Below are 22,718 nucleotides of genomic sequence, written 5' to 3'. Positions count from 1 at the left end.
AAATTGCATAGAGGATGCATAAAAAAGCGTTTCCTACAGGTTAATAAAAAGTTAACTATTTATTCATTTTTTGCCGACAGACGCGTGCGAAAAAAAGATCGGCAGGCTGGCGTTACGATCGATTTCCGTTATGGGCTTTTCGCCGCGATCAGCAACCTGACCGATTTTCACGCCGCCGGCGCTGGCCCTGGCGCCAGCCCCTCGGGTACAATCGATGCTGCTAAAAATGCGCTATGGAGCGGCACCCTGAATGCAACATTCTCTGATCCTGCAACAACTGAGCGACCTCGTCGGCTCAGACCATCTGATCGCTGACGGTGAACGTAAGGCCTATTACTGCAAAGGTTTTCGCGTGGGTCACGGCGACGCACTGGCGGTGGTGCTGCCGGTAACGCTGCTGCAGCTGTGGCAGGTGCTCAGAGTCTGTCAGCAAAACGATGCCATTATCCTGATGCAGGCGTCCAATACCGGGGTGACCGGTGGCTCGACGCCGCACGGTGATGACTATGACCGTCCGGTGGTGATTGTCAGCACGCGCAATATTAAAGGCGTTCAGGTCATCGACAATGCGCAGCAGGTGATTGCCTTCCCCGGCAGTACCCTGACGGAGCTGGAAGAGAGCCTGAAGCCGTGGCAGAAAGAGCCGCATTCCGTGATCGGCTCCTCCTGCATTGGCGCGTCGGTGGTGGGGGGGATCTGCAATAACTCCGGTGGCTCGCTGCTGCAGCGCGGCCCGGCGTTTACCGAAAAGTCGCTGTTTGCGCAGATTGACGATCGCGGCCAGCTGCATCTGATCAACCACCTCGGTATTGATCTGGGCCAGACCCCGGAAGAGATGATCGCCCGGCTGGAAGCCGGAGACTATACCACCGGCACCGCGCCGGACTGGGAAGGGAAAACCTGGGCCGACGACTACGCGGCGGTGATCAAAGATGTCGATGCCACCACGCCCACGCGCTTCAACGGCAACCCGCAGTATCTGCACGACAGTGCGGGCTGTGCCGGCAAGGTGATCGTCTTTGCCGTACGTCTGGCCACTTTCGACGCCACGCCGCAGGAAGACACCTTCTACATCGGCACCAATGATGAGCAGGTACTGCTCGACCTGCGTCGCTATCTGATCGAACGGCTCGACACGCTGCCAATCCAGGCGGAATACATTCACCGCAACGCGTTTCGCCTGACCCTGCGCTATGCCCGTCATATGTTTTTGTCGATCAAACGGCTGGGGCCGGCGGCGCTGCCGGGGCTGATGCGCAAAAAGGCGCAGTGGGATGCGCGGGTGAAAAAGCTCAGGATCCTGCCAGCCAATACTGTCGACCGGCTGATCCAGTGGGGCAATCGCATCACGCCGTCAACCGTTGCCCCGCGCCTGCTCTCTTATCATCGCCGTTATGAGCATCATCTGATGATTAAGCTGGCCCGGCCGGAGGTGGCGCAAATGAGTCGTCTGCTCACCACGTTCTTTGCTTCACGCAACGGCGACTGGTTCCATTGTACGGACGCGGAGCAGCAGGATGCGTTTCTGGTCCGCTTTGGCGTGGGTGCCTGTACGGTGTTTTACTGCGAACATGCCGGTATCAGCACCGATGAACGACTGATCGCCTTTGACATTGCGCTGCGTCGTAATGACGACCAGTGGTTGATCCGCCTGCCGCCAGCACTGCAGGATCAGGTACTGGAAGCGTCCTGCTGTGGTCACTTCTTCTGTCTGGTGAACCATCAGGACTATATTCTGAAACCGGGCGTGGATGGCGCACAGTTCAAAGCGGCGGTGCTGGACTATCTTGACCAGCGCGGAGCAAAGTACCCGGCAGAACATAACATCGGGCATCTGTATCACGCTTCCGATGCTCATCAGCATCACTTCCATCAACTTGACCCCACTAACGCCTGTAATCCGGGCATTGGTAAAACCAGTAAGAAAAAGCACTGGGCATGACGGGGGTCATGCCTGTCTGTCTGGCCTGCGATAAACATTTACTAAATAAGCAGGTAAACAGGGGAACGGAGGCTGGATTAGCCGGATAAATTCAATACAATCACTGGCAACCTGACGGGTTCTGGTTGGGAAAATGAATAGCGGTGTTATCCGGAGCGGTTTGCATGAAAAAGTGGTTGCTGATGCTGGTGGTTTCGCTCGTTGCTTTTCAGGCAGCGGCGGCAGCACATAATGACGATCCCCAGGGAACCAGCCTGGCGTTTTACAACTGGTATCTGACGGCACTGAATAAAGAAGAGAGCCCGATTGATGAACACGATCCGTTACTTAACGAATACGTGACGCAGCGTCTGCTGGAAAAAATCAATCTGCTGATTAAAAGCCCGGATGGCATGGATGATGACTATTTTTTACAGGATCAGGACTACAGTGATGGTTGGGTCAATAACGTCAGTGTCAGCCGTTTTACGTTAAACGGTAACCGGGCAACGGGGGATGTCACCCTGGGGCGTGACCCCGGTGACCAGCAGCATCTGCTGGTCACGCTGCTTCACGAACGCGATGGCTGGAAGATCGACGATGTCGAGCAGGAGACCACCGCGCCGTAATCATCCTCAGTGGAAACGGGCGAACTGCTGGCGGATGACCTCCAGTAGTTCATAGCGGCGGCGATACTCCGCGCGCTTTTTACTGGGGATTTCATCCATACTCTTCTGACTGAATACCAGCGGCAACTGCCATAGCGCCGGGGAAACCCGTTCCGCGTTTAATGACTGCCAGAATTCGTCATAGCTCGCCAGAAAAACATCCTTCTTTTTAAAGCGGTAGCGCAGGCTGCGGTAGGTGTGGCCCCGGTCGCTCACTGCCCTGATCGCACTGATCCCGGTCGCCCGTGCCAGCAGCGAGAGCCCCTCCATCAGCACGCGTTTGGGGAACAGCCCATAGCAGGACTTGGTTGCAGCCCGGATCCGCTCGTGCGGCGTGCTGCTGCTTGCGCCCTGGATCCCGCCGATCACCAGCATCGGCAGTCCCTGATGGTCTGTTACCGCGAAGGTCAGAATAGCCAGTACCGTGCCGTCGCAGTGCAACAGCATATTCACTTCGCCTTCACGCTCACAGCGTCCGTTACAGGTCAGGGTGATCTGAAACTGTTCTCCCTCCTTGCCGGTGAAGCTGGCCAGCTCCGTGGGCTGGGCCGACAGCATCGCGTTGCGCAGGCCAGGGTGGGTAAGCTGTTGCAGGAAGTCATAATGCTGGCTCAGCACCGCTCCACGCTGTGCGGCGGACAGCCCCAGGTACAGGTAAGGCCGGTGGATTTTACCCGGCAGCATCGGTTGCAGATCCAGCGCCTGACGCATTGTGGGCCGGGAGGCGATCTGATGCATGTGCTGCGCACTTGCCAGAGGCCACGCCAGCGAACGCGCAAGGAATTTGGCGCGCCAGGATGGTTTTTCCCAGATCGCACCCGGAATAACGCCGCCGTTCAGCAGAGCCAGAAAAAGCGAAAGCCCGTCAGTATGACGGGGGATGACCAGTGTTTCTGACATGATGTTTTAACCTGTCCCTGTGGAGTTGACAGCATTGAAGCACGCGGAAAATAAATGGCGCATCAATGCCGGTCAGGCCACGCCCTCAGTCAGCACGGCGGTTAAGCTGGCGTTTAATTTTGCGCCAGACACGCCAGTGTGGCATCAACGGCCAACATCGGCGTAAGATGAGTCGCGTACTCTGACCCTCGTGAATTTAAAAGGAATTACGACTGATGAAACTGTTCTATACCCCGGGTGCCTGCTCGCTCTCCCCACATATCGTTCTGGAGGAGGTCGGGGCGACCTTTACGCTGGAAAAAGTTGACCTGAAAACCAAAAAAACCGAATCCGGTAGCGACTTTGTTACCATCAACAGTAAAGGTTACATTCCTGCGCTGTTACTGGATGACGGCAGCCTGATGACGGAAGGGACGGTCATCGCGCAGTATGTCGCCGATCTGAAGCCAGAAGCGGGTCTGATCCCGGCGGCAGGGAGTGCAGATCGTTACAGAGTGCTGGAGTGGTTGAGCTTTATTTCTACTGAACTCCATAAGCCGATGGGCGCGCTGTTTAACCCGGCGCAAACGGCAGACTGGAAGCAGGCGACCGTGGCTGGACTGAATAAGCGCCTCGACTGGCTGTCTTCCGCGCTGGCCGGAAAAACCTGGCTGCAGGGTGAGCAATTTACGGTGGCCGATGCCTACCTGTTCACCGTGCTCGGCTGGAGCCGGGTGGTGGGCTTTTCCCTCGATGGCTGGCCCGATCTGCAGGCTTACGCCGCCCGGGTAGGTGCGCGTCCTGCCGTACAGCGTGCAATGAAGGCCGAAGGTCTGATATAAGCCGTCTGGATCGCATCAGGTAAAGATCGTAAGCTGACGGCCTGATGTGATTTGGCGGGGGTGGCAATGGACGGAGTGCCTGAGCAGTTCAGTGATGAGCAGGATCGCGCCCGCTTCCGCCACCTTTCGGGGCGGCAGGGCGTTGAGCTCTATCGCGCCCATATCACCCGCTATGCGTTTGAGCCCCACACCCATGAAGCGTTTGGCATTGGCACTATCGATCGTGGGGCCGAGCGCTTTCGTTATCGTGGTGTACAGCACCTTGCCCCGGTTGACTCTCTGGTCCTGATGAACCCGGACGAGCTGCATACCGGGGAATCCGCCACCGAGGGCGGCTGGCAGTACCGCATGATCTACATTGAACCACAGCGGCTGGCGGCGCTGACCGGCGAGCCGGACTGGTGGTTTGAGCAGGCAGTGTGTCACGATCCCTTGCGTGCCCGACAGCTCTCTTATCTGCTCGGCAGCCTGTGGCAGACTGACGATCCCCTCGCCCTGGATGGGTTACTGTTGACCTTGTGCGATTTGCTGCGTCCTCATGCCCGCATCGCGCGTCCGCTAGCGCCGGAGCCGCGGCATCGCTTTGATAGTGTTCGCGACTATCTGCGCGCCAACCTCAGTCAGCGGATTACTCTCGACGAGCTGGCGGCGCTGGTCTCTCTCAGTCCCTTTCACTTTCAGCGGCAGTTTAAAGCCCACTATCACGTCACCCCACATCAGATGCTGATGGCATTTCGCCTGTATCAGGCCAGCCAGCTACTCCGTGCCGGGCTGCCGGCGGCTGATGTCGCGGCGGCGGTGGGCCTGACCGATCAGGCGCATCTGACCCGCAGCTTCGCCGCCCGCTATGGCATTACCCCTGGCCGCTATCAGCAGCAGGTGCGGGCCGCTGTCCGCTGACCGCAATTTGCTACAATCTCCCGGTCTTACCTTCCCCCATAATGGGGTTTTCTTGCTGTCCGGAGTGGACAATGCTCACTGGAATTTTCTTTGCCCTCAGTGCAGGGCTGATGTGGGGCCTGATTTTTGTCGGGCCGCTGATGGTGCCGGATTATCCCGGCACCCTGCAATCAATGGGCCGCTATCTGGCGTTTGGGCTGATTGCCCTGCCGCTGGCCTGGCAGGACCGCCATCGTCTGGCGGCCCTGACCCGCCGCGACTGGCAGGAGGTGATCAAGCTGACACTGGTGGGCAATCTGCTTTATTACGCCTGCCTGGCCACGGCGATACAGCGTACCGGCGCGCCAGTGTCGACGATGATTATCGGCACACTCCCGGTGGTGATCGCCGTCAGTGCCAATTTGTTTTATGGCCGGGATGAGGGCCAGTTACGCTGGGGTAAGTTATTCCCGGCCCTGGTGCTGATTATTGTGGGCCTGGTTTGTGTGAACGTGGCTGAACTGAACGGCGCGGCGCATCCACCGGACCTGTGGCGCTACCTCAGCGGAGTCGCGCTGGCTTTCATCGCCGTGGCGTGCTGGACGTGGTATCCGCTGCGCAATGCCCGCTGGTTGCGGAAAAATGCGATCCGTCCGGCCACCTGGGCTACCGCACAGGGACTGGCCACGCTGCCGATGGCGCTGCTCGGATACCTGCTGGTCATGGGGCAGCTGCACCTGACCCAGCCTGGATTTTCGCTGCCGTTTGGCCCGCGGCCCGGGGTTTTTATCGCGCTGATGCTGGCGATTGCACTGTTGTGCTCCTGGCTGGGCACGCTGTGCTGGAATGAAGCCAGCCAGCGTTTACCGACGGTGCTGGTGGGGCCGCTGATTGTTTTCGAGATCCTGGCCGGTCTGGCGTATACCTTCTTATTACGTCAGGCCTGGCCGCCGGTGCTGACGCTGTGCGGCATTTTGTGTCTGATGGTGGGCGTCGTCAGCGCAATGCGTATCAAGCCAGAACCGGTAGTAAACCCCTTGAAAATTCGCGATTAAATTTTCCTCTTCCGGGCGATGAAAGTCCCACTATCGCCGGAAGAGCAACGCAATCCTCTGTGGCCCGGTTTTGCCTATTTTCTTCGCCACAATGTGATCTTCGTCACTCTTTGCAGCGCAGCAATGGGGTTTTAATCCCTGCCAGCCCGCTGCCCCGTCTGGCACAGGTCGCGATTGTTCGGCTATAAGAATAATCGCTAATCAACAAATCCTTTTTTTTGTACAGTGAATCCCGTCTACTGAATGTGAAAATCTTCATTTTTGAGACGGCTTTCTCAGCCACAGACCATCCTTAACTTAACTTCGCTGATGATAAAATCACCAGACCCTGGTGTGTACCCGGAAGGGACAGATTGGCTAATGATAAGCGACGGCGTGATTCCAGCGGTGATGAGTGCGTGAAGGGGGATAAAATGATTAGTGTTGGTAAACTTTAAATTCTGCATCATCAGTCCTGCATATCGGTTCCCTGCCCGGCAGGCCAGGTAAATCGGTGTAAAGAGGCATCGCGGCGTCTGCGGCATCCATCAGAAAAAACTGAGATTAATGAACCATAAAAAAAAAGAGAAGTGTGAAGGGGGCTAACGTTTTTTTGGCAGAAAGAGAAATAATTATTAGAAACTTCAGGTTCACTTTAGGCGCGTTTATCTTTGGTTGCAAAGATAAACGCGCATTGAAAGCCTTGATGCTATTGAGGTTTTAGCTGGTGCGTGACGAAGATACAGCCAAATACTGTTGCGGGGTTACAAATAACTCATTAGTAATCGTCCGCATCAAAAAGTCGATCTGTACTTTTCAATAAGCGTAAAGAATATTTTATTTTGGTCCTGTTAAAGCATCATAATACACATCGACTGCCTGATTATTGATTTTCAAGATTGTAAGGATAATGGTAAACACTACGGCTGATATCCAGCAGACGGCAGCTGCGGCGCGTACCAATGTCATAGGTATCCTGTAGGAAATTAACGGCTTGCCGTTTGTCATTGGTTGTAAAGAAATTCTTGAGCACGCTTTGCAGCATCTCCTTATCAGATGAAAGGGACTGGATCTCTCTTTCCATACTATGAACTTTCTCTTCCAATTCCTTGATTTTCCTGCCTTCTTCAGATGACAGTCCGGCGTATTTCTTTTTCCAACTGTAGAATGTGGCTTCAGAAATGCCGAGTTCTTCACAAATCTCTTTCACTTTGATGCCGTTTTCAGAAGCTTTAATGGCACTGGTGATTTGTTCTTCGGTATATCGTGACTTTCTCATGAATGCTATTACCTTTCTTAACAATAATGGAGTGAGAATAACTGCATTAATCAATGGATCTGTTTTGCGTAAATATTAGCGCAGTGATTAAAAGTACGCGATTGGAATGGCAGGCTTTAAGTTAAGGGATTATGAAGAAATAACATCATGGGATTTCTCCTATTTTATTTCAAAAGGGTTTTGATAGCTTTCGATATTGGTTTTTTTGATATAGATTCGTCTCATGCCAGTACAAGACCACGGCGTAATTAGGAAAACTCCAACGTGCAGGGAAAAAAATGTGTGCTAACTTTAATCCCGGTCAAAGGGATTGAGAAAGCCATCATAGAAAAATTAAGACCATACAAAACCATAATCGACAGCATGGTCGACTGCTTCGCTTAGAAAACAGACTTTTAAAAATAAAAGGCACAATAAGGCCATTAAATATAAAATTTTTCGTTTTTACGTTCTCGCCAGCGTTCCACTGTGCGTAGTTGAATCAGTTGTGGACACGGATGTGTTGGTTTGCAGGGTTAGTGAGTGGGAAACACAAAGGATGCTTCGATGAAATACAGTGTGATGTCCAATGCGGCGTGGATGATGTCCGAAAAAATTGTGTCAGTGTTTGGTGTGATTTTTGTCACATCTTATGTGGCTAAATCGTTCGGCCCCGTTATATTTGGCCAGATAGCATTTTCTGCCTCACTGTTTTCAATTATTCAGACTATTGCCATTTTTGGTACTGAGACCATTCTTTTTAAAAGCATCAGTAAAAGCACGCCGAAAGGAATGCGACTGATGGCGGTGGCGAAGTCGCTGCGCCTGAATTTATTACTGCTGTTGTCACTGCCAGTATTGTTATACGTCTGGCTGACGATGCGCGAAAACTTTATTGTTTTCGCTGTGGCTTCTTTTTTTTCTGCCCTGTTTGTGACTCAGGATGTTTTTAGCGTTTACAATAACGCCCGCCTGGAATCACGAATGAATACGGTGGCGAATGCCACCGGAATGATACTGAGCTTTATCATTAGTTTTACTATCGCCTGGTGCAAACTGAGTCCGCTGTGGTTGTCACTTTCGATGGTCGCGGTCACGCTGGTACCCTATCTGATTAAGCGCAGTCGCTTCTATCAGGTCAACACTATCAGCCTGCCGCCACAGCATAAGCGTAAGAATTATCTGCGTTATTTGTTGTACGCGGGTCTGCCACTCGCCATTTCCAGCGTGTTTATTGCTGTGCAGGTAAAAACCGCACAGTTCTTTTTGCTGGGGGTGAGCTCGGCCCACGACCTGGGGCTGTTTACCGCGGCGAATACCATCTCTGCTTCATGGATTTTTATTCCAGTGGCACTTATTACATCCTGCTTTTCTGAAATTTTCAGAGAGCGTGCGGATGTGGCAGTTAAACTGGCTTCACGACTGAATGGTTATGTTATGGCAGTTTCACTTTTGATGCTCTCCGTTGTCACGCTGTTTGGTGACAGGATCATTAACAGCCTGTATGGGCAAGATTACACACAATCAGGAAATCTCATTACATTATTGTCGCTAGCGACCTGTTTTTCAGCAATGGGCACCGTAGCGTATCGCTACATGGTTAAAGAGGGTGGTTTCAATTACTTACTGGTGAAAGTGGTTCTCCTGGTCGTGATTGGTCTGGCCACGTCTTACTTCTTTATCCACGCCTGGGGATTAACAGGGGCAGCATGGAGTGTATTTATCACCGAACTCCTTTCCCTGACGATAATGAATTATTTCTTTAAGAATGGCGTCATTCTTAAAATACAGCTTTCCTCACTCAACTACAAAACCTACAGATGAGGTCAATCATGTTGAAGCTCAAAGCAGAATTGAGAAAGGGTTTTGTTTACCTGTTCAAGAAAATGCCTTGGTCTTACCAGGATAAAGTTTATTACTTTCAGAAGTTCAAAAGAATACCGAATATCCGGGAACCCAGACTCTTCAATGAGAAAGTTCTGTATCGAAAATATGTGACGGGAGACCATGTGCGCTATGCCAATTTATCGGACAAATTACTGGTCCGGGATTATATTGCTCATACCATTGGTGAGTCATATCTGATCCCGCTGGTTCATCAGACCGACGATCCGATTTCACTGCTGAGCTTGCCAAGCCTGAAGAATACGGTGATCAAACCCAATCATGGTTCAGGCATGGTTGAGATCGTGCTGGAAGAGCCGGACTGCATCCAGAAGCAGCTGCTGATCAAGCGTTGCGATGAGTGGCTGCATAAGGATTTCTCGCACCATGCCCGTGAGATCCACTATCGCTACATTAAGCCCCGTATTCTGGTTGAACAGTACGTTGGTGACGGTAAGTTTGCCGCCGTTGACTACAAATTTCATATGTTCAACAAGAAAGACGGTAACTTCGAATATGTGCTGCAGGTGATTTATAACCGGGTGGGGAACGCTGCGCTGTCGATGAACTTCTACGTTAACAACCTGAAGCAGACGTTCTATAAAATTCGTGACACCGGATTCGATACCAGCGCCGAGCTGGAGACGCTGGAGCATGCACTGGCGCTCAGTAAACAGCTGGCAGCAGATTTTGATTATGTGCGGGTGGACTGGTATATCCATGAAGGCAATATCTACTTCGGTGAGCTGACCTTCACGCCTGGCGCGGGCATGGTCACCGGACTGGAAAACGGTCTGAACCAGATCATGGGTGATATGTGGTTGCAGGATCGCCAGACGTCAGCGCTGCCTGAGGTCAAAGCCTCCAGCGACGTGCCGATGCCGGCGGTGCTCAAAAAGATCTAAACGTGGCAAGACATCGCCTGCCCGGTGAGTCAGGACAGCTCCCCGGGCTGATGTCGTTTACGGCATGGGCCAGTCGGCAGGAGCACGGCTCATCACCTCAACAAACACCTCTTTGGTGATATGCCAGAAGTTGTGCAGGTTTTCCATACTCAGCGTAATGCCCAGCAGCCCGGTGACAAACCAGCACGACATGCCAATACCGATGCCGGTAAAAGCAAAGGCCATCACGTTACGACTGGCTTTACGGCAGCGTACGTTGAAGGTACTGGCAAAAAACATCATCACTGCACTGAGCAGCTCCCATCTCATAAGGATAACGCTGGTGGTAATCGTCGCCATGCTGAAAAACTCCTGGGGGGCCTGTCCTGACAAATCAAATGCGACATCACCCGAAGCGGAACCGGAGCTGCCAGGTGTGCTCCTTTCCGGTCTGACGCACAGGTCATTAAAGTGTGATGGCGATCACATTATATCACCCGATTTTAAAAATTGAACAAAATTTAAACCTGGTATGGTAGATATTTTTTAGCCGCTAGTCTGAGTATTCTGTTAAGTCAAATTTATTGGTTTAAGATGAATCCGACGCTATTTAACATTGTGCGTTGACTTGATGATCTGTAGGATTTTTTCGCTAATGCTACTCATAACCCGGTTGTCTCTTTTTTCCCAGTGCTTTTTCCTGGGCCGGACAGCTGTCGGTCTAAAACAAGAATTATAAATATTTCTAATATAATTATCGATCTGCGTACAGCAGAAATCACCAAGGGGGAGTATATGTCTTTTCATGGTCACTCCTGGCTTCGCTGCCTTTCATCACTTGTGAACATCGGATGAACACCCTCAATCAGCGACCGTCTCAGACGGCACGTGTGCTGCCGACGATGGGCCAGTCGTTCCGGCGTATTCACCTGACGGTGATGCTGGTGTTCCTGCTGTGCAGTGGCCTTTCCCTGTCCGCACTGTCGATGTATGTGCTGCGCAGCTACGCGGAAAACAATATTCAGCTTATTGCCACCAGCGTCAGTTACAGCGCCCATAGCGCAGTATTAAAAGGCGATGCTGAAACAGCAAAAAACCTGTTGAGTGATATCGGCACCCATTCCGATTTTTCGGCTGCGCGCATCTATGATGCTCATCAGAAACTGCTGGTGAGCTGGCAGATGCCGGGAGCCAATGTGCACCGTGGCCTCAGCGCAGCCGTTGCAGAATGGCTGTTTCCAAAACCGGTCAGCGCGCCCATCATCCACCATCATAAGGAAATTGGCCGGGTCTGGATCCATGGCGACGCGACGCGCGTGCTGCATTATCTCTGGCAGGCCCTGCAGTGGCTGGGAGGCAGCCTGTTGATCACCGCCTTCCTGGCTTTCTATCTTTCTCACCGTATGCACGCCGGCATTTTACAGGGGTTGAAAAATATCGCCTCCGTCACTCATGACGTAAGAAAGCGAAGGGCGTTTTCCCTGCGCGTGCCGTCGGCGTCGATTGCCGAACTGGACAAACTGAGCGGGGATTTTAACGCCCTGCTCGACGAACTCGACCAGTGGCAGCGTCATCTGACGCGGGAGAACAGCTCCCTTGCCCATCAGGCACTTCACGACGGGCTGACCGGGCTGCCAAACCGTAAGGCGTTCGAACGCCGGCTTCAGGCCCTGCTGCTGGACCCCCATCGTCGTCAGCAGGTCAGCGTGCTATTTATTGACGGCAACCACTTTAAGCAGGTCAATGACCGTTATGGTCATGCCGCGGGCGATCGCGTGCTTACCGTAACCGCACAGCGTCTGCAGGCTCGCCTGGGTAAAAACGATATGGTCGCGCGGCTGGGAGGGGATGAGTTTGCGGTATTGCTCACCAGCGCCGGTGAAGAAGACGAGGTGGCTCAGGTGGCCCGCCGCATTATCCGTGCGATGCAGCCACCGGTTCAACTGCCCGATGGTACCCGCGTGGTGCAGTCATTAAGCGTGGGGGCGGCGATGGCGAAGCATCACGCGGTACCGGAGGCGCTGGTCGCTCAGGCCGATGCGGCGATGTATCACATTAAGCAGCAGGGCGGTGGCTGGTATCTGTCGCCGCTGCACTGGGGGCAGGAACCGCGGGCGATACCACCGCAGAGGCTGATGGCATCGCGCTAAACGTTAGCTGCACGTCGGGCAGGCTTTCTCGTGGCCGGACGGGCTGAAGCGCGGTGCGACATAGTCACCGCAGTCAAAGTTCCAGCCTGAACGCTGCAGCGTCTGGCGACGCATGGAATGGCGATAGGCCGTCGGCGTCTGGGCGAACTGGCGGCGGAAGACCCGGGAAAACGTCTGCTGTGAGTCATAGCCATACTGCAGGGCAATGTCGAACACCGGACGCTGGGTCAGGCGCAGCGCTTCGGCGGCCAGCGTAAGGCGGCGTTCACGAATATAACCACCCAGCGTCTGTTTCGTTACGGAACGGAACATACGCTGCAGGTGCCACTTCGAATAGCCAGATTTCGCCGCCACTTCATCAATCGACAGGGTTTTTTCCAGATTACTGTCGATCCAGTCTGTCAGGGTGCTGATGATGTCGTCATGCATACACTTTTCTCCCGGGTCTCTGCGTCAATAGGTCGCGAACTCAATGGTAGCTGAGTATAATTCCTCAAGTTAACTTGAGGTAAAGCGCTAAATGAAAAAAATTGTACGCACTTCCGATAAGCGGGAACTGACCCCTGGTGACGTTGCCCGGCGCTGCGGCGTGGCGGTATCCACGCTGCATTTCTATGAAAGCAAAGGGCTCATCAGCAGCTTCCGCAATCCGGGAAATCAGCGGCGCTACACGCGTGATGTGCTCAGACGCGTGGCGGTCATTAAAATCGCCCAGCGCATCGGCATCCCGCTGGCCACCATCAGCAACAGCCTGATGCAGTACTCCCCCGGCAAAAGAATGACACCGAAAGAGTGGGCGCGGCTGTCGCAGCAGTGGCGTGACGAACTGGACAGGCGCATTGAAACGCTCACCCGTCTGCGTGATGACCTGGATGGCTGCATCGGCTGCGGCTGCCTGTCGATGGAGGACTGCCCGCTGCGCAATCCGAATGACCGGCTCAGTGAACAGGGTACCGGAGCGATCCTGCTGGATGTGAAAGGCGCTTAACCTTCTATACTCAGGTTTTAAGGAGCGACTATGATCACCGTACATCACCTGAATAACTCACGCTCACAGCGCGTGCTGTGGCTGCTGGAAGAGCTGGAAGTCCCGTATCAGATTAAACGTTATCAGCGGGAGGGTACGCTGCTGGCCCCCCCGGAGCTGAAAAAAGTGCACCCGTTAGGTAAAGCCCCGGTGATCACCGATGACAATCGCGTGGTGGCGGAGTCAGGGGCGATTCTGGAATATCTGGAAGCGCACTATGATATCGGTGGCCAGTTGAAGCCAAACGATGACGAAGCGGTGATCCAGTCGCGCTACTGGCTGCACTATGCGGAAGGATCCCTGATGCCGCTGCTGGTGATGAAGCTGATTTTCAGCCGCATGGGGAAAGCCCCGGTTCCCTGGCTGCTGCGGCCGATCGGCAGCGCCTTTGGTAAAGGGGTGCAGAAGGGCTACCTTGACCCACAGCTCGCCACCCACCGTCAGTTTATTGAGCAGCATCTGGCCCGCAACGAATGGTTTGCCGGTAGCCGGTTCAGCATCGCTGACGTCCAGATGAGCTTCCCCCTGCAGGCCCTGACCGCGCGCGGTGGGGCCGCCGACAGTCCGGCTATCCAGGCCTGGCTGCAGAAGGTAGAGAGCCGTGCCGCCTGGCAGCGTGCGCTGCAGCAGGGCGGTGAAGTGAAGTTTGATTGAGTTCGTTCCTGCCTGATCCCCTGCACCCTGCCCGCATAGCCGTCATAAGAAAGCGCTATTAGGGGGCGGGGAATTCCCCCGCTAACATCTCTCACTGTGAACGACAGAGAGAGATGTAAATCAAGACTTGTGCAAATTTAAGCGATAACAGGTGTTGAATATGCACCATTAAACACCGGATAATCGTTTGCGCGAAAATACGCACTGCAATAACGCGGTTTTTACGTGGAATAGTAAACGTTTGCCTTTATCCGGTTTGTGCCTCGCCCTGAGGTTTTTGACACCGTGAATATTGTGCCAGGGATGCAAACGTTGACTACCGCTGGGATGCAGTGGTACCACGCCGCCATAACTCATAAGAATGTTCAGGGGATTACAATGTCAGCTCCTTCTCAACCGGCCAGCGGCTCTCTCGACGCCTGGTTCAAAATCTCTGCGCGCGGTAGCAGCGTCCGTCAGGAAATCCTGGCGGGTCTGACGACCTTCCTGGCCATGGTCTATTCCGTGATCGTGGTGCCCTCAATGTTGGGCAAAGCGGGCTTCCCGCCAACGGCGGTGTTTGTGGCAACCTGTCTGGTCGCCGGATTCGGTTCCCTGCTGATGGGGCTGTGGGCCAACCTGCCGATGGCGATTGGTTGTGCCATTTCCCTAACGGCCTTCACGGCCTTCAGCCTGGTGCTGGGTCAGCAGATCAGCGTGCCGGTCGCGCTGGGTGCGGTGTTCCTGATGGGGGTGCTGTTTACGCTGATCTCGGCTACCGGCATCCGGGCCTGGATCCTGCGCAATCTGCCGATGGGCGTGGCGCACGGCACCGGCGTCGGTATTGGCCTGTTCCTGCTGCTGATCGCCGCCGACGGCGTCGGCCTGGTGGTAAAAAACCCGGGGCCGGGCCTTCCGGTCGCGCTGGGCCACTTCCCGTCTTTCCCGGTGGTGATGACGCTGCTGGGTCTGGCGGTGATTTTTGGTCTGGAGAAACTGCGCGTACCCGGCGGCATCCTGCTGACCATTATTACCATCTCTGTGATCGGCCTGATTTTTGACCCGGCCGTGAGCTATCAGGGGCTGTTTGCCATGCCCAGCCTGAGCGATGCTCAGGGAAATTCGCTGCTGTTCAGCCTGGATATCCTCGGCGCACTGAAACCGGCAGTGTTGCCCAGCGTGCTGGCGCTGGTGATGACCGCCGTCTTTGATGCCACCGGCACCATCCGCGCCGTGGCCGGGCAGGCCAACCTGCTGGATAAAGACAACCAGATCATTAACGGCGGTAAGGCACTGACCAGCGACTCCCTGAGCAGCATCTTCTCCGGTCTGGTCGGGGCAGCGCCTGCGGCAGTCTATATCGAGTCCGCAGCGGGAACGGCGGCAGGCGGTAAAACCGGTCTGACGGCGATTGTGGTCGGCGTTCTGTTCCTGATGATCCTGTTCCTGTCGCCGCTGGCGTACCTCGTGCCGGGCTATGCTACCGCCCCAGCGCTGATGTACGTTGGCCTGCTGATGTTAAGCAACGTCTCCAAGATCGACTTCAGCGACTTCGTCGATGCGATGTCTGGCCTGCTGGCCGCGGTGTTTATTGTGCTGACCTGTAATATCGTCACCGGCATTATGCTCGGCTTCGGTTCGCTGGTCATCGGCCGTATCTTTGCCGGGGAATGGCGCAAGCTCAACGTCGGTACGGTGCTGATCGCCGTCGCGCTGGTCGCTTTTTATGCCTGCGGCTGGGCGATTTAATGCTGTTTCGGGGCCGGGTTCACCGGCCCCACCTTCAGATGCCACTGAATTTCCCCTCTTAAGGCACATCCTGTTTTTCAACGCTTTCCTAATTTGCTTTACTATCCCGCAGGGTATACAAATCCTGGGCTGCTTTTGTTCAGAGCCTTCGGAAGACATATAAAAAGGAACGCATGGAAATTTTCTTCACTATTCTCATTCTGACGCTGGTTGTGTCGTTGTCGGGCGTCGCAGCACGTATTATTCCCTTTCAGATCCCTCTGCCGCTGGTACAAATCGCGATGGGCGCCTTGCTGGCCTGGCCGACGTTTGGTCTGCACGTCGATTTTGATCCGGAGCTGTTTTTAGTCCTGTTTATTCCGCCGCTGCTGTTTGCTGATGGCTGGAAAACCCCGACCAGCGAGTTCCTCAATCACGGGCGTGAGATCCTTGGCCTGGCGCTGGTTCTGGTGCTGATCACTGTGGTCGGGATTGGTTACCTGATCTACTGGCTGGTGCCCGGTATTCCGCTTCTGTCTGCCTTTGCGCTGGCGGCGGTGCTGTCACCGACCGATGCTGTCGCGCTCTCCGGCATTGTCGGCGAGGGGCGCATCCCGAAAAAAATCATGGCGATCCTGCAGGGCGAGGCGTTGATGAATGATGCGTCTGGTCTGGTCTCGCTGAAGTTTGCCGTCGCGGTGGCCATGGGCACGATGGTCTTCACCGTCTCGGGCGCGTCGCTGGAGTTTATGAAAGTGGCGATTGGCGGCCTGCTGGCGGGGATTGCGATCTGCTGGCTGTACGGTAAGTCGCTGCGCCTGTTCAGCCGCTGGAGCGGCGATGACCCGGCGACGCAGACCGTGCTGCTGCTGCTGCTGCCGTTTGCGTCTTATCTGATTGCCGAGCATATCGGCGTGTCCGGTATTCTTGCCGCGGTCGCCGCCGGGATGACCATCTCGCGCTCCGGGATTATTCGTCAGGCACCGCTGGCGATGCGACTGCGTGCTAACAGCGTCTGGCAGATGCTGGAATTCGTGTTTAACGGCATGGTGTTCCTGATGCTGGGTCTGCAGCTGCCGGGCATTCTGGAAATCTCCGTACGTCAGGCCGATGCCGATCCTAATGTGGAGCTGTGGGTGCTGTTTGCCTCGGTGGTGCTGATCTATATGGCGCTGATGATCGTGCGTTTCGGCTGGCTGTGGACCATGCGCTTTATCAGCCGCAGCGCGTTGAAAAAACGCCCCATGGAGTTTTCCAGCTACTCAACGCGTGAGCTGCTGATTGCCTCATTCGCTGGCGTGCGCGGGGCGATAACGCTGGCGGGTGTGCTGTCTATTCCGCTGCTGCTGAGTAATGGCAATGACTTCCCGGCGCGTTATGAACTGGTGTTCCTGGCCACCGGGGTGATCCTGTTCTCACTGCTGGTGGGTGTGGTGATGCTGCCGTTGCTGCTGCGCGGGGTGGAAGGTGTCGATAAGACGGTTCACCGTCGTGAGCTGCAGATGGCGCGTGCGGTGATGGCCGGTACGGCGATTGAAAGCCTGTATAAAATGGAAGAGCGGCTGACCAGTGACACCGAAGAGAACATCGATCCGGAGCTGATTAAAGAAGTCAGCTCCCGCGTGATTGGTAATCTGCGTCGTCGCGTTGATGGTAAAGAGGACCTGGAGCGCGCTCTGTTTGCGGAAAATCTGGAACGTCGCTTCCGCCTGAGCGCGCTGCGTGCCGAGCGGGGTGAGCTGTATCACCTGCGCGCCACGCAGAAAATCAGCAATGAAACCATGCAGAAACTGCTGCACGATCTCGATCTGATGGAAACCCTGCTGGTCGAAAAGGAAGAATAACCGCAGGGTATTCGGGTAGGGGCGACCTTCTTTTCTGGTCGCCCGTGCCGCCGGTTTGCGTGGTTTACGCCTGTCCCCAGTGGTTCACAATGAAATGCGTGGCGTTTCCCCCGGCCAGAACTCGCGGCAGCAGGTAATCCATGCCTGGGCGCTGCGCGACAGATAACTCCCTTCCCGCCAGATCAGCCCCAGCTTCCACACCAGATCCGACTCCAGCGGCAGCCACAGCAACTGGCTCTTATCCAGACGCTGGCAGATAGGCTCCGGCAGGATCGCCACACCCATTCCGGCCTGCACCATTGCCGCCAGAAAATCCCACTGTCCGCTGCGTACCGCAATCTGCGGCGTAAATCCGCTGGCCTGAAACGCCCGCATCAGTTGGCGATTCAGGGAAAACTCCTCGTTGTAGATCAGAATGGGAAGCCCCGCCAGTTCACTGATCGGCATATGGCTGCGGCGAAGCCAGGCGTCGGTGCGCGGCACCAGAACACAGAGAGGATGACTCATCAGCGCCAGCGAATTCAGGGGCAAATCATCCGCCACCGGCAGGGCGGTCATGGCAATATCCAGGCTACCGGACAGCACGGCCTGTTGCACGGTCAGCCCGCCAAACTCGGAGATTTTCAGCGCCACACCGGGATAGCGCTGACGGAAGGCGGAGATCGATCCGGCAATCTGCATCCCGACCATGGGGGGAATGCCCAGGCGTAGCTCACCGGTTTTCAGCTCGTTGATATCGCTGATCTCCGCCTCCAGCTGCTTAAACTCCTGCAGGATGGTGACTCCGCGCTGGTAAACCGCCTGGCCGGTATCGGTCAGATGCAGCTTACGCCCCTCACGGATCAGCAACGTACAGCCCAGTTCATCCTCCAGCTGGCGCAACATCTTGCTGATGGTAGGCTGCGTGACGTACAGCTGCTCGGCGGCACGGGTAAAACTCTGCTGACGAACCACTTCCACAAAGTAGCGCAGGGCGCGAACGTCCATAATCATTCCTGTCTGGCATAGTTGGGATAATATTAAGTCATTTTTTTCACCCTTTGTTACCGCTTTATACTCTTTCCCATAAAAACATTTTAAGAGGGAAAAACAGCATGTCACTGGCGATACGTCCACAGGGTTCGGCCTGGCTGCAGCGGGTGCAGGTTCCGCTTCAGGTGGCGCTGTATGTCGGGCTTTTTCTGGCGTCAGAGCAGTTAGTGAACTGGCTGCATCTGCCGCTGCCCGCCAATATTGTCGGCATGTTACTGCTGCTGGCGATGATTATGCTGCGCGTACTGCCGCTGGGCTGGGTGAAAGCGGGAGCCAGCTGGCTGCTGGCCGAAATGCTGCTGTTCTTTGTCCCGGCGGTCGTGGCGGTGGTGAACTACGGCGATCTGCTGCGGGTGGAAGGCTGGCGCATTCTGCTGGTGATCGGCCTCAGTACGCTGCTGGTGCTGGCGGCAACCTCACTGGTGGTGGAGCGCGTATACCGCTTTGAACTGTGGCTTGCCGCCCGTAAGCAGGGGAAAAACGATGCGTGATTTTATTCTCAGTATCGTCTGCCTGCTTGCCACACTGGTGGTTTACTTCCTCAATAAGCGACTTTACCGTCGCTGGCACCGGCTGCTGCTGATGCCGCTGGTGATGACACCGATGGTGCTGGTAGCGCTGCTGCTGGTTGCCCATATCTCCTGGCAGGACTACATCGGTGAAAGCCGCTGGCTGCTGTGGCTGCTTGGCCCGGCCACGCTGGCATTTGCGGTGCCGGTCTATGAAAACATGGCGATCATTCGCCGTCACTGGCTCTCCCTCAGTGCCGGGGTGATCACTGCGACGACCGTGGCGGTGTGCAGTTCGGTATGGCTGGCGCAGATGCTGGCCCTGCCGGAAGCCATCCAGCGCAGTCTGGCGGTACGCTCTATCACCACGCCCTTTGCGCTGGCGGCAGCGAAGCAGCTGGGCGGTCAGCCGGATCTGGTGGCGCTGTTTGTGGTGATCACCGGGGTGTTTGGCATGGCGGTGGGCGACCTGCTGTTCCTGCGTCTGGCGATCAAACAGGGTCTGGCGAAGGGCGCCGGGTTCGGTGCGGCTTCGCACGGTGCGGGGACAGCAAGGGCCTATGAGATGGGGCAGCAGGAGGGTGTCGTCTCCAGCCTGGTGATGATGTTATCGGGTGTGGTCACGGTGGTGATTGCGCCGGTCATTGGCCATATTATGTGGGCCGTGAGTTAAATAAACGGTTTTCAGCGCTTTTGTAAGGTTACTCAAATTCACATTGATTCACGGCTTTCTCATATAATTTCTTTAACGGTTGGTTTACTCTGCAAGGCCGCCGCATCAAGGCGTGAGTAAATTTTAATCAGGAGAAAAAAATGAAAAGAGTGGCAATGACAACCGGCGCTCTGGCGCTGCTGGCGCTGGCAGGCTCTGCCCAGGCGATTGAAGGTGGCGTGAGTGTGGGCAAAGATTACACTGACGTTCACGTAGGCCTGGGTACTAATACCCCTGGTTTTGCACTTTCCGGTGACTGGCTGCGCAGCGATCACGACGGTAACGTAGAAAGCCTGGGTCTGGGCTACAACGTGGCTGTCGGTGATGTGTTCCTGTCTCCCACTGTTAAAGCGATGTCAACTAACCCGAAAGACTCCAAAGATGGCTACGGTGTGGCTATCGGTGGCGGCGTGCGAGTCCCGGTGACTAACATGTTCAACGTGTACGGTGAATACTTCTGGTCTCCGGACTCGTTCTCCAGCCATATCGATAACTACCAGGAAGCGTCCGCAGGCGTGAGCTTCCAGCCTATCTCGCTGGTGGATGTGAGCGTGGGTTACAAGTACATGACGATGAACGGTAAAGATGGCCGTAAAGATAACGTCGTGGCTGATGGCCCTTATGTGGGTGCTGCTGTTCATTTCTGACAGCGCGGGCGGACCGAAACAGCCGGTCCGCCCCTGTGAACCACTACGGTGCGGACCGTGACACCCGGTCCGCACCTGTCTCTCTGGTATTAATGACCTTTCCCGCCTTCAATGCCGATCCCCGTCTGTGAACGAACAAACTGCGCCTGGAAGCGCTGACGCTCCTCCGCACCGGATGCCGAGCTGTCGGTCACCGAGAACAGCTAGGTACCGATAAACGCCGCCAGCATCGAGAACAGCGCCGGATACTCATACGGGAACACCGCTTTCGCATTGCCCAGCACCTGTACCCATACCGTCGGGCCGAGGATCATCAGCAGCACCGCCGTCAGCAGGCCCAGCCAGCCGCCAATCATCGCTCCGCGCGTGGTGAGTTTTGACCAGTACATCGACAGTAAAATAATCGGGAAGTTACAGCTGGCGGCAATCGAGAACGCCAGCCCGACCATAAAGGCGATGTTTTGCTTTTCAAACATAATCCCCAGCAGGATCGCCACAATGCCCAGCAGCACGACGGTTATTTTTGACACCCGCAGCTCATCTTTTTCAGTGGCCTGCCCCTTACGGAACACGCTGGCATACAGGTCATGAGACACGGCGGAAGCCCCCGCCAGCGTCAGTCCGGCGACTACCGCCAGAATGGTGGCGAAGGCCACGGCAGAGATAAAGCCGAGGAACAGGCTGCCGCCCACCGCGTCCGCCAGATGCACCGCCGCCATATTGTTGCCGCCGATCAGCGCGCCGGTGGCGTCTTTAAACGCCGGATTCGCCCCGACCAGCAGAATGGCCCCAAAGCCGATAATAAAGGTCAGGAAGTAGAAGTAACCCATAAAGCCGGTGGCCCAGAATACGCTCTTACGTGCTTCCCGCGCGTCGCTGACGGTGAAGAAGCGCATCAGAATGTGCGGTAAACCTGCTGTACCGAACATCAGACCCAACCCGAGCGAAAGAGCCGAAATCGGATCGTGTACCAGCCCGCCGGGGCTCATGATCGCAATCCCTTTCGGGTGAACCTTGATGGCTTCGGTAAACAGCGTATTGAAACTGAAACCGACCGTTTTCATCACCATAATGGCCATAAAGCTGGCCCCAAACAGCAGCAGGACGGCTTTAATAATCTGTACCCAGGTGGTGGCCAGCATGCCGCCAAACAGCACGTACATCACCATCAGGATACCGACCAGCACCACCGCCACGTGATAATCCAGGCCGAACAGCAGCTGGATCAGCTTGCCTGCGCCGACCATCTGCGCAATCAGATAGAGCGCCACTACCACCAGGGAACCACAGGCCGAAAGCGTGCGGATCGGCTTCTGTTTCAGGCGGTAAGAGGCCACATCGGCAAAGGTATAACGCCCGAGGTTACGCAGGCGCTCGGCGATCAGGAACAGAATAATCGGCCAGCCGACCAGGAAGCCGAGGGAGTAGATCAGTCCGTCGTAGCCGGAAGTATAAACCAGTGCCGAAATCCCCAAAAACGAGGCGGCAGACATAAAGTCTCCGGCCATCGCCAGGCCATTCTGGAAGCCGGTAATATTGCCGCCCGCCGTATAGTAGTCGCTGCGTGACCGGGTACGCTTGGAGGCCCAGTAGGTGATCCCCAACGTAAAAGCGACGAAAATCAGGAACATGATAATCGCTTCGACGTTGGTGGGCTGGCGCTCAACCGCACCGCTGATGGCATCCGCCGCCAGCACGCCGCAGGGCAGCAGGGCCGCCAGCGCAAAGAACAGATGGCGTGATTTCATCCTTTCACCTCATTCAGCAGTTCGCGGGTCAGGCGGTCGAACTCGCCGTTTGCACGCCAGACATACACCCCGGTCAGCAGGAAGGAGATCACAATGAGGCCTACGCCAATGGGAATACCGCGCGTCACGTTCGTTCCTTCATGAAGCGGGGTGCCGAGCCAGGCGGGCGCGAAGGCAATCAGCAAGATAAACCCGACATACAGCACCAGCATAATGACGGACAGCAGGGTGGCAAAGCTCTGGCGTTTTCTCACCAGCTCTTTAAAACGTGCGCTCTTTTCTATTCTTTGATAAAGGACATCGTTCATTGTCATATCTCCAGAGGTATTTCCCCCTTCATCCCTGCCGCCGCAGTGGTACAGGCCTGAGCTATTTTCCAGGTGACTTAAGTGAATAAGTCCCCGGGAGTTCATCGCTTTACCGCCTTGCTGCAGCGTCA

General features: G+C 55.4%; 21 protein-coding genes and 1 pseudogene. 15 read left to right on the top strand and 7 right to left on the bottom strand.

From position 1 onward, the window contains the following. Positions 1-250 precede the first annotated feature (250 nt). On the top strand, positions 251-1,942 hold the full coding sequence (gene dld / locus EPE01S_RS18605) for a D-lactate dehydrogenase (RefSeq protein WP_062748126.1): 1,692 nt from the start codon (positions 251-253) through the stop codon (positions 1,940-1,942). A 164-nt stretch (positions 1,943-2,106) separates the two neighbouring features. Further along, positions 2,107-2,550: a DUF3828 domain-containing protein gene (locus EPE01S_RS18600; protein ID WP_062748124.1), complete on the top strand. Its 444-nt coding sequence runs from the start codon at positions 2,107-2,109 to the stop codon at positions 2,548-2,550. 6 nt (positions 2,551-2,556) lie between these two features. Here EPE01S_RS18600 and EPE01S_RS18595 read toward each other — a convergent pair whose 3' ends face one another. Further along, positions 2,557-3,489 (bottom strand): VirK/YbjX family protein, encoded by a 933-nt coding sequence (locus EPE01S_RS18595; protein WP_062748122.1) that lies wholly within the window; start codon positions 3,487-3,489, stop codon positions 2,557-2,559. Positions 3,490-3,704: 215 nt separating this feature from the next. Here EPE01S_RS18595 and gstA point away from each other — a divergent pair, with 215 nt between their 5' ends. From gstA to EPE01S_RS18580, 3 genes are all read left to right on the top strand, one after another. Beyond that, a complete protein-coding gene (gstA, locus tag EPE01S_RS18590; RefSeq protein ID WP_062748120.1) occupies positions 3,705-4,310 on the top strand; it encodes a glutathione transferase GstA in 606 nt (201 codons plus the stop codon). 66 nt (positions 4,311-4,376) lie between these two features. Then, positions 4,377-5,210: an AraC family transcriptional regulator gene (locus EPE01S_RS18585; protein ID WP_062748118.1), complete on the top strand. Its 834-nt coding sequence runs from the start codon at positions 4,377-4,379 to the stop codon at positions 5,208-5,210. Between the two features lie 71 nt (positions 5,211-5,281). Continuing rightward, positions 5,282-6,244: a DMT family transporter gene (locus EPE01S_RS18580; protein WP_062748116.1), complete on the top strand. Its 963-nt coding sequence runs from the start codon at positions 5,282-5,284 to the stop codon at positions 6,242-6,244. 862 nt (positions 6,245-7,106) lie between these two features. On the opposite strand, the gene EPE01S_RS18575 is transcribed toward EPE01S_RS18580, so the two are convergent. Next, complete coding sequence (locus EPE01S_RS18575) at positions 7,107-7,502, bottom strand: transposase (protein WP_062748114.1); 396 nt, start codon at positions 7,500-7,502, stop codon at positions 7,107-7,109. Positions 7,503-8,048: 546 nt separating this feature from the next. Between EPE01S_RS18575 and EPE01S_RS18570 the strand changes: the two genes are divergently transcribed. Beyond that, entirely contained in the window at positions 8,049-9,305 is a 1,257-nt protein-coding gene (locus EPE01S_RS18570) for an MATE family efflux transporter (RefSeq protein WP_062748113.1), read from the top strand. An 8-nt stretch (positions 9,306-9,313) separates the two neighbouring features. Further along, on the top strand, positions 9,314-10,270 hold the full coding sequence (locus tag EPE01S_RS18565) for an ATP-grasp fold amidoligase family protein (protein WP_062748111.1): 957 nt from the start codon (positions 9,314-9,316) through the stop codon (positions 10,268-10,270). Between the two features lie 57 nt (positions 10,271-10,327). On the opposite strand, the gene EPE01S_RS18560 is transcribed toward EPE01S_RS18565, so the two are convergent. Continuing rightward, complete coding sequence (locus EPE01S_RS18560) at positions 10,328-10,609, bottom strand: YjcB family protein (RefSeq protein WP_062748109.1); 282 nt, start codon at positions 10,607-10,609, stop codon at positions 10,328-10,330. Between the two features lie 491 nt (positions 10,610-11,100). Here EPE01S_RS18560 and dgcN point away from each other — a divergent pair, with 491 nt between their 5' ends. Then, positions 11,101-12,399: a diguanylate cyclase DgcN/YfiN gene (gene dgcN, locus EPE01S_RS18550; protein WP_062748104.1), complete on the top strand. Its 1,299-nt coding sequence runs from the start codon at positions 11,101-11,103 to the stop codon at positions 12,397-12,399. A 3-nt stretch (positions 12,400-12,402) separates the two neighbouring features. Here the strand turns inward: dgcN and soxS are convergent, their stop codons facing one another. Beyond that, a complete protein-coding gene (gene soxS, locus EPE01S_RS18545) occupies positions 12,403-12,828 on the bottom strand; it encodes a superoxide response transcriptional regulator SoxS (protein WP_062748102.1) in 426 nt (141 codons plus the stop codon). A 91-nt stretch (positions 12,829-12,919) separates the two neighbouring features. Between soxS and soxR the strand changes: the two genes are divergently transcribed. The 4 genes from soxR to EPE01S_RS18525 all read left to right on the top strand — a co-directional run bounded on the left by soxR (position 12,920) and on the right by EPE01S_RS18525 (position 17,631). Continuing rightward, complete coding sequence (gene soxR / locus EPE01S_RS18540; RefSeq protein ID WP_062748100.1) at positions 12,920-13,387, top strand: redox-sensitive transcriptional activator SoxR; 468 nt, start codon at positions 12,920-12,922, stop codon at positions 13,385-13,387. A 30-nt stretch (positions 13,388-13,417) separates the two neighbouring features. Then, a complete protein-coding gene (locus tag EPE01S_RS18535; RefSeq protein ID WP_062748098.1) occupies positions 13,418-14,080 on the top strand; it encodes a glutathione S-transferase family protein in 663 nt (220 codons plus the stop codon). Positions 14,081-14,458: 378 nt separating this feature from the next. Then, positions 14,459-15,808: an NCS2 family permease gene (locus EPE01S_RS18530; protein ID WP_062748096.1), complete on the top strand. Its 1,350-nt coding sequence runs from the start codon at positions 14,459-14,461 to the stop codon at positions 15,806-15,808. 173 nt (positions 15,809-15,981) lie between these two features. Beyond that, the gene (locus EPE01S_RS18525; protein WP_062748094.1) at positions 15,982-17,631 is read left to right on the top strand and encodes a Na+/H+ antiporter; all 1,650 of its coding nucleotides are present in this window, start codon (positions 15,982-15,984) and stop codon (positions 17,629-17,631) included. A gap of 84 nt (positions 17,632-17,715) precedes the next feature. Here EPE01S_RS18525 and EPE01S_RS18520 read toward each other — a convergent pair whose 3' ends face one another. Beyond that, the gene (locus tag EPE01S_RS18520; protein ID WP_062748092.1) at positions 17,716-18,618 is read right to left on the bottom strand and encodes a LysR family transcriptional regulator; all 903 of its coding nucleotides are present in this window, start codon (positions 18,616-18,618) and stop codon (positions 17,716-17,718) included. Between the two features lie 107 nt (positions 18,619-18,725). Here EPE01S_RS18520 and EPE01S_RS18515 point away from each other — a divergent pair, with 107 nt between their 5' ends. From EPE01S_RS18515 to EPE01S_RS18505, 3 genes are all read left to right on the top strand, one after another. Then, complete coding sequence (locus tag EPE01S_RS18515) at positions 18,726-19,154, top strand: CidA/LrgA family protein (RefSeq protein ID WP_062748090.1); 429 nt, start codon at positions 18,726-18,728, stop codon at positions 19,152-19,154. Further along, positions 19,147-19,845 carry an LrgB family protein gene (locus EPE01S_RS18510; RefSeq protein ID WP_062748088.1) on the top strand — a complete coding sequence of 233 codons (699 nt, stop codon included), beginning with the start codon at positions 19,147-19,149 and terminating at the stop codon, positions 19,843-19,845. The genes EPE01S_RS18515 and EPE01S_RS18510 overlap by 8 nt, the downstream gene beginning before the upstream one ends. 140 nt (positions 19,846-19,985) lie before the next feature. Continuing rightward, positions 19,986-20,531 carry a YfaZ family outer membrane protein gene (locus EPE01S_RS18505; protein WP_062748087.1) on the top strand — a complete coding sequence of 182 codons (546 nt, stop codon included), beginning with the start codon at positions 19,986-19,988 and terminating at the stop codon, positions 20,529-20,531. An 89-nt stretch (positions 20,532-20,620) separates the two neighbouring features. Here the strand turns inward: EPE01S_RS18505 and EPE01S_RS18500 are convergent. Continuing rightward, positions 20,621-22,279 (bottom strand): annotated as a pseudogene (locus tag EPE01S_RS18500) (cation acetate symporter). Then, on the bottom strand, positions 22,276-22,587 hold the full coding sequence (locus EPE01S_RS18495) for a DUF485 domain-containing protein (RefSeq protein ID WP_062748086.1): 312 nt from the start codon (positions 22,585-22,587) through the stop codon (positions 22,276-22,278). The pseudogene EPE01S_RS18500 and the gene EPE01S_RS18495 overlap by 4 nt, the downstream one beginning before the upstream one ends. Between the last annotated feature and the right edge of the window lie 131 nt (positions 22,588-22,718).

It is taken from the genome of Erwinia persicina NBRC 102418 (genome assembly GCF_001571305.1).
GTDB classification, from domain to species: Bacteria; Pseudomonadota; Gammaproteobacteria; order Enterobacterales; family Enterobacteriaceae; genus Erwinia; species Erwinia persicina.
This window is presented reverse-complemented; position numbering and strand designations above follow the sequence as displayed.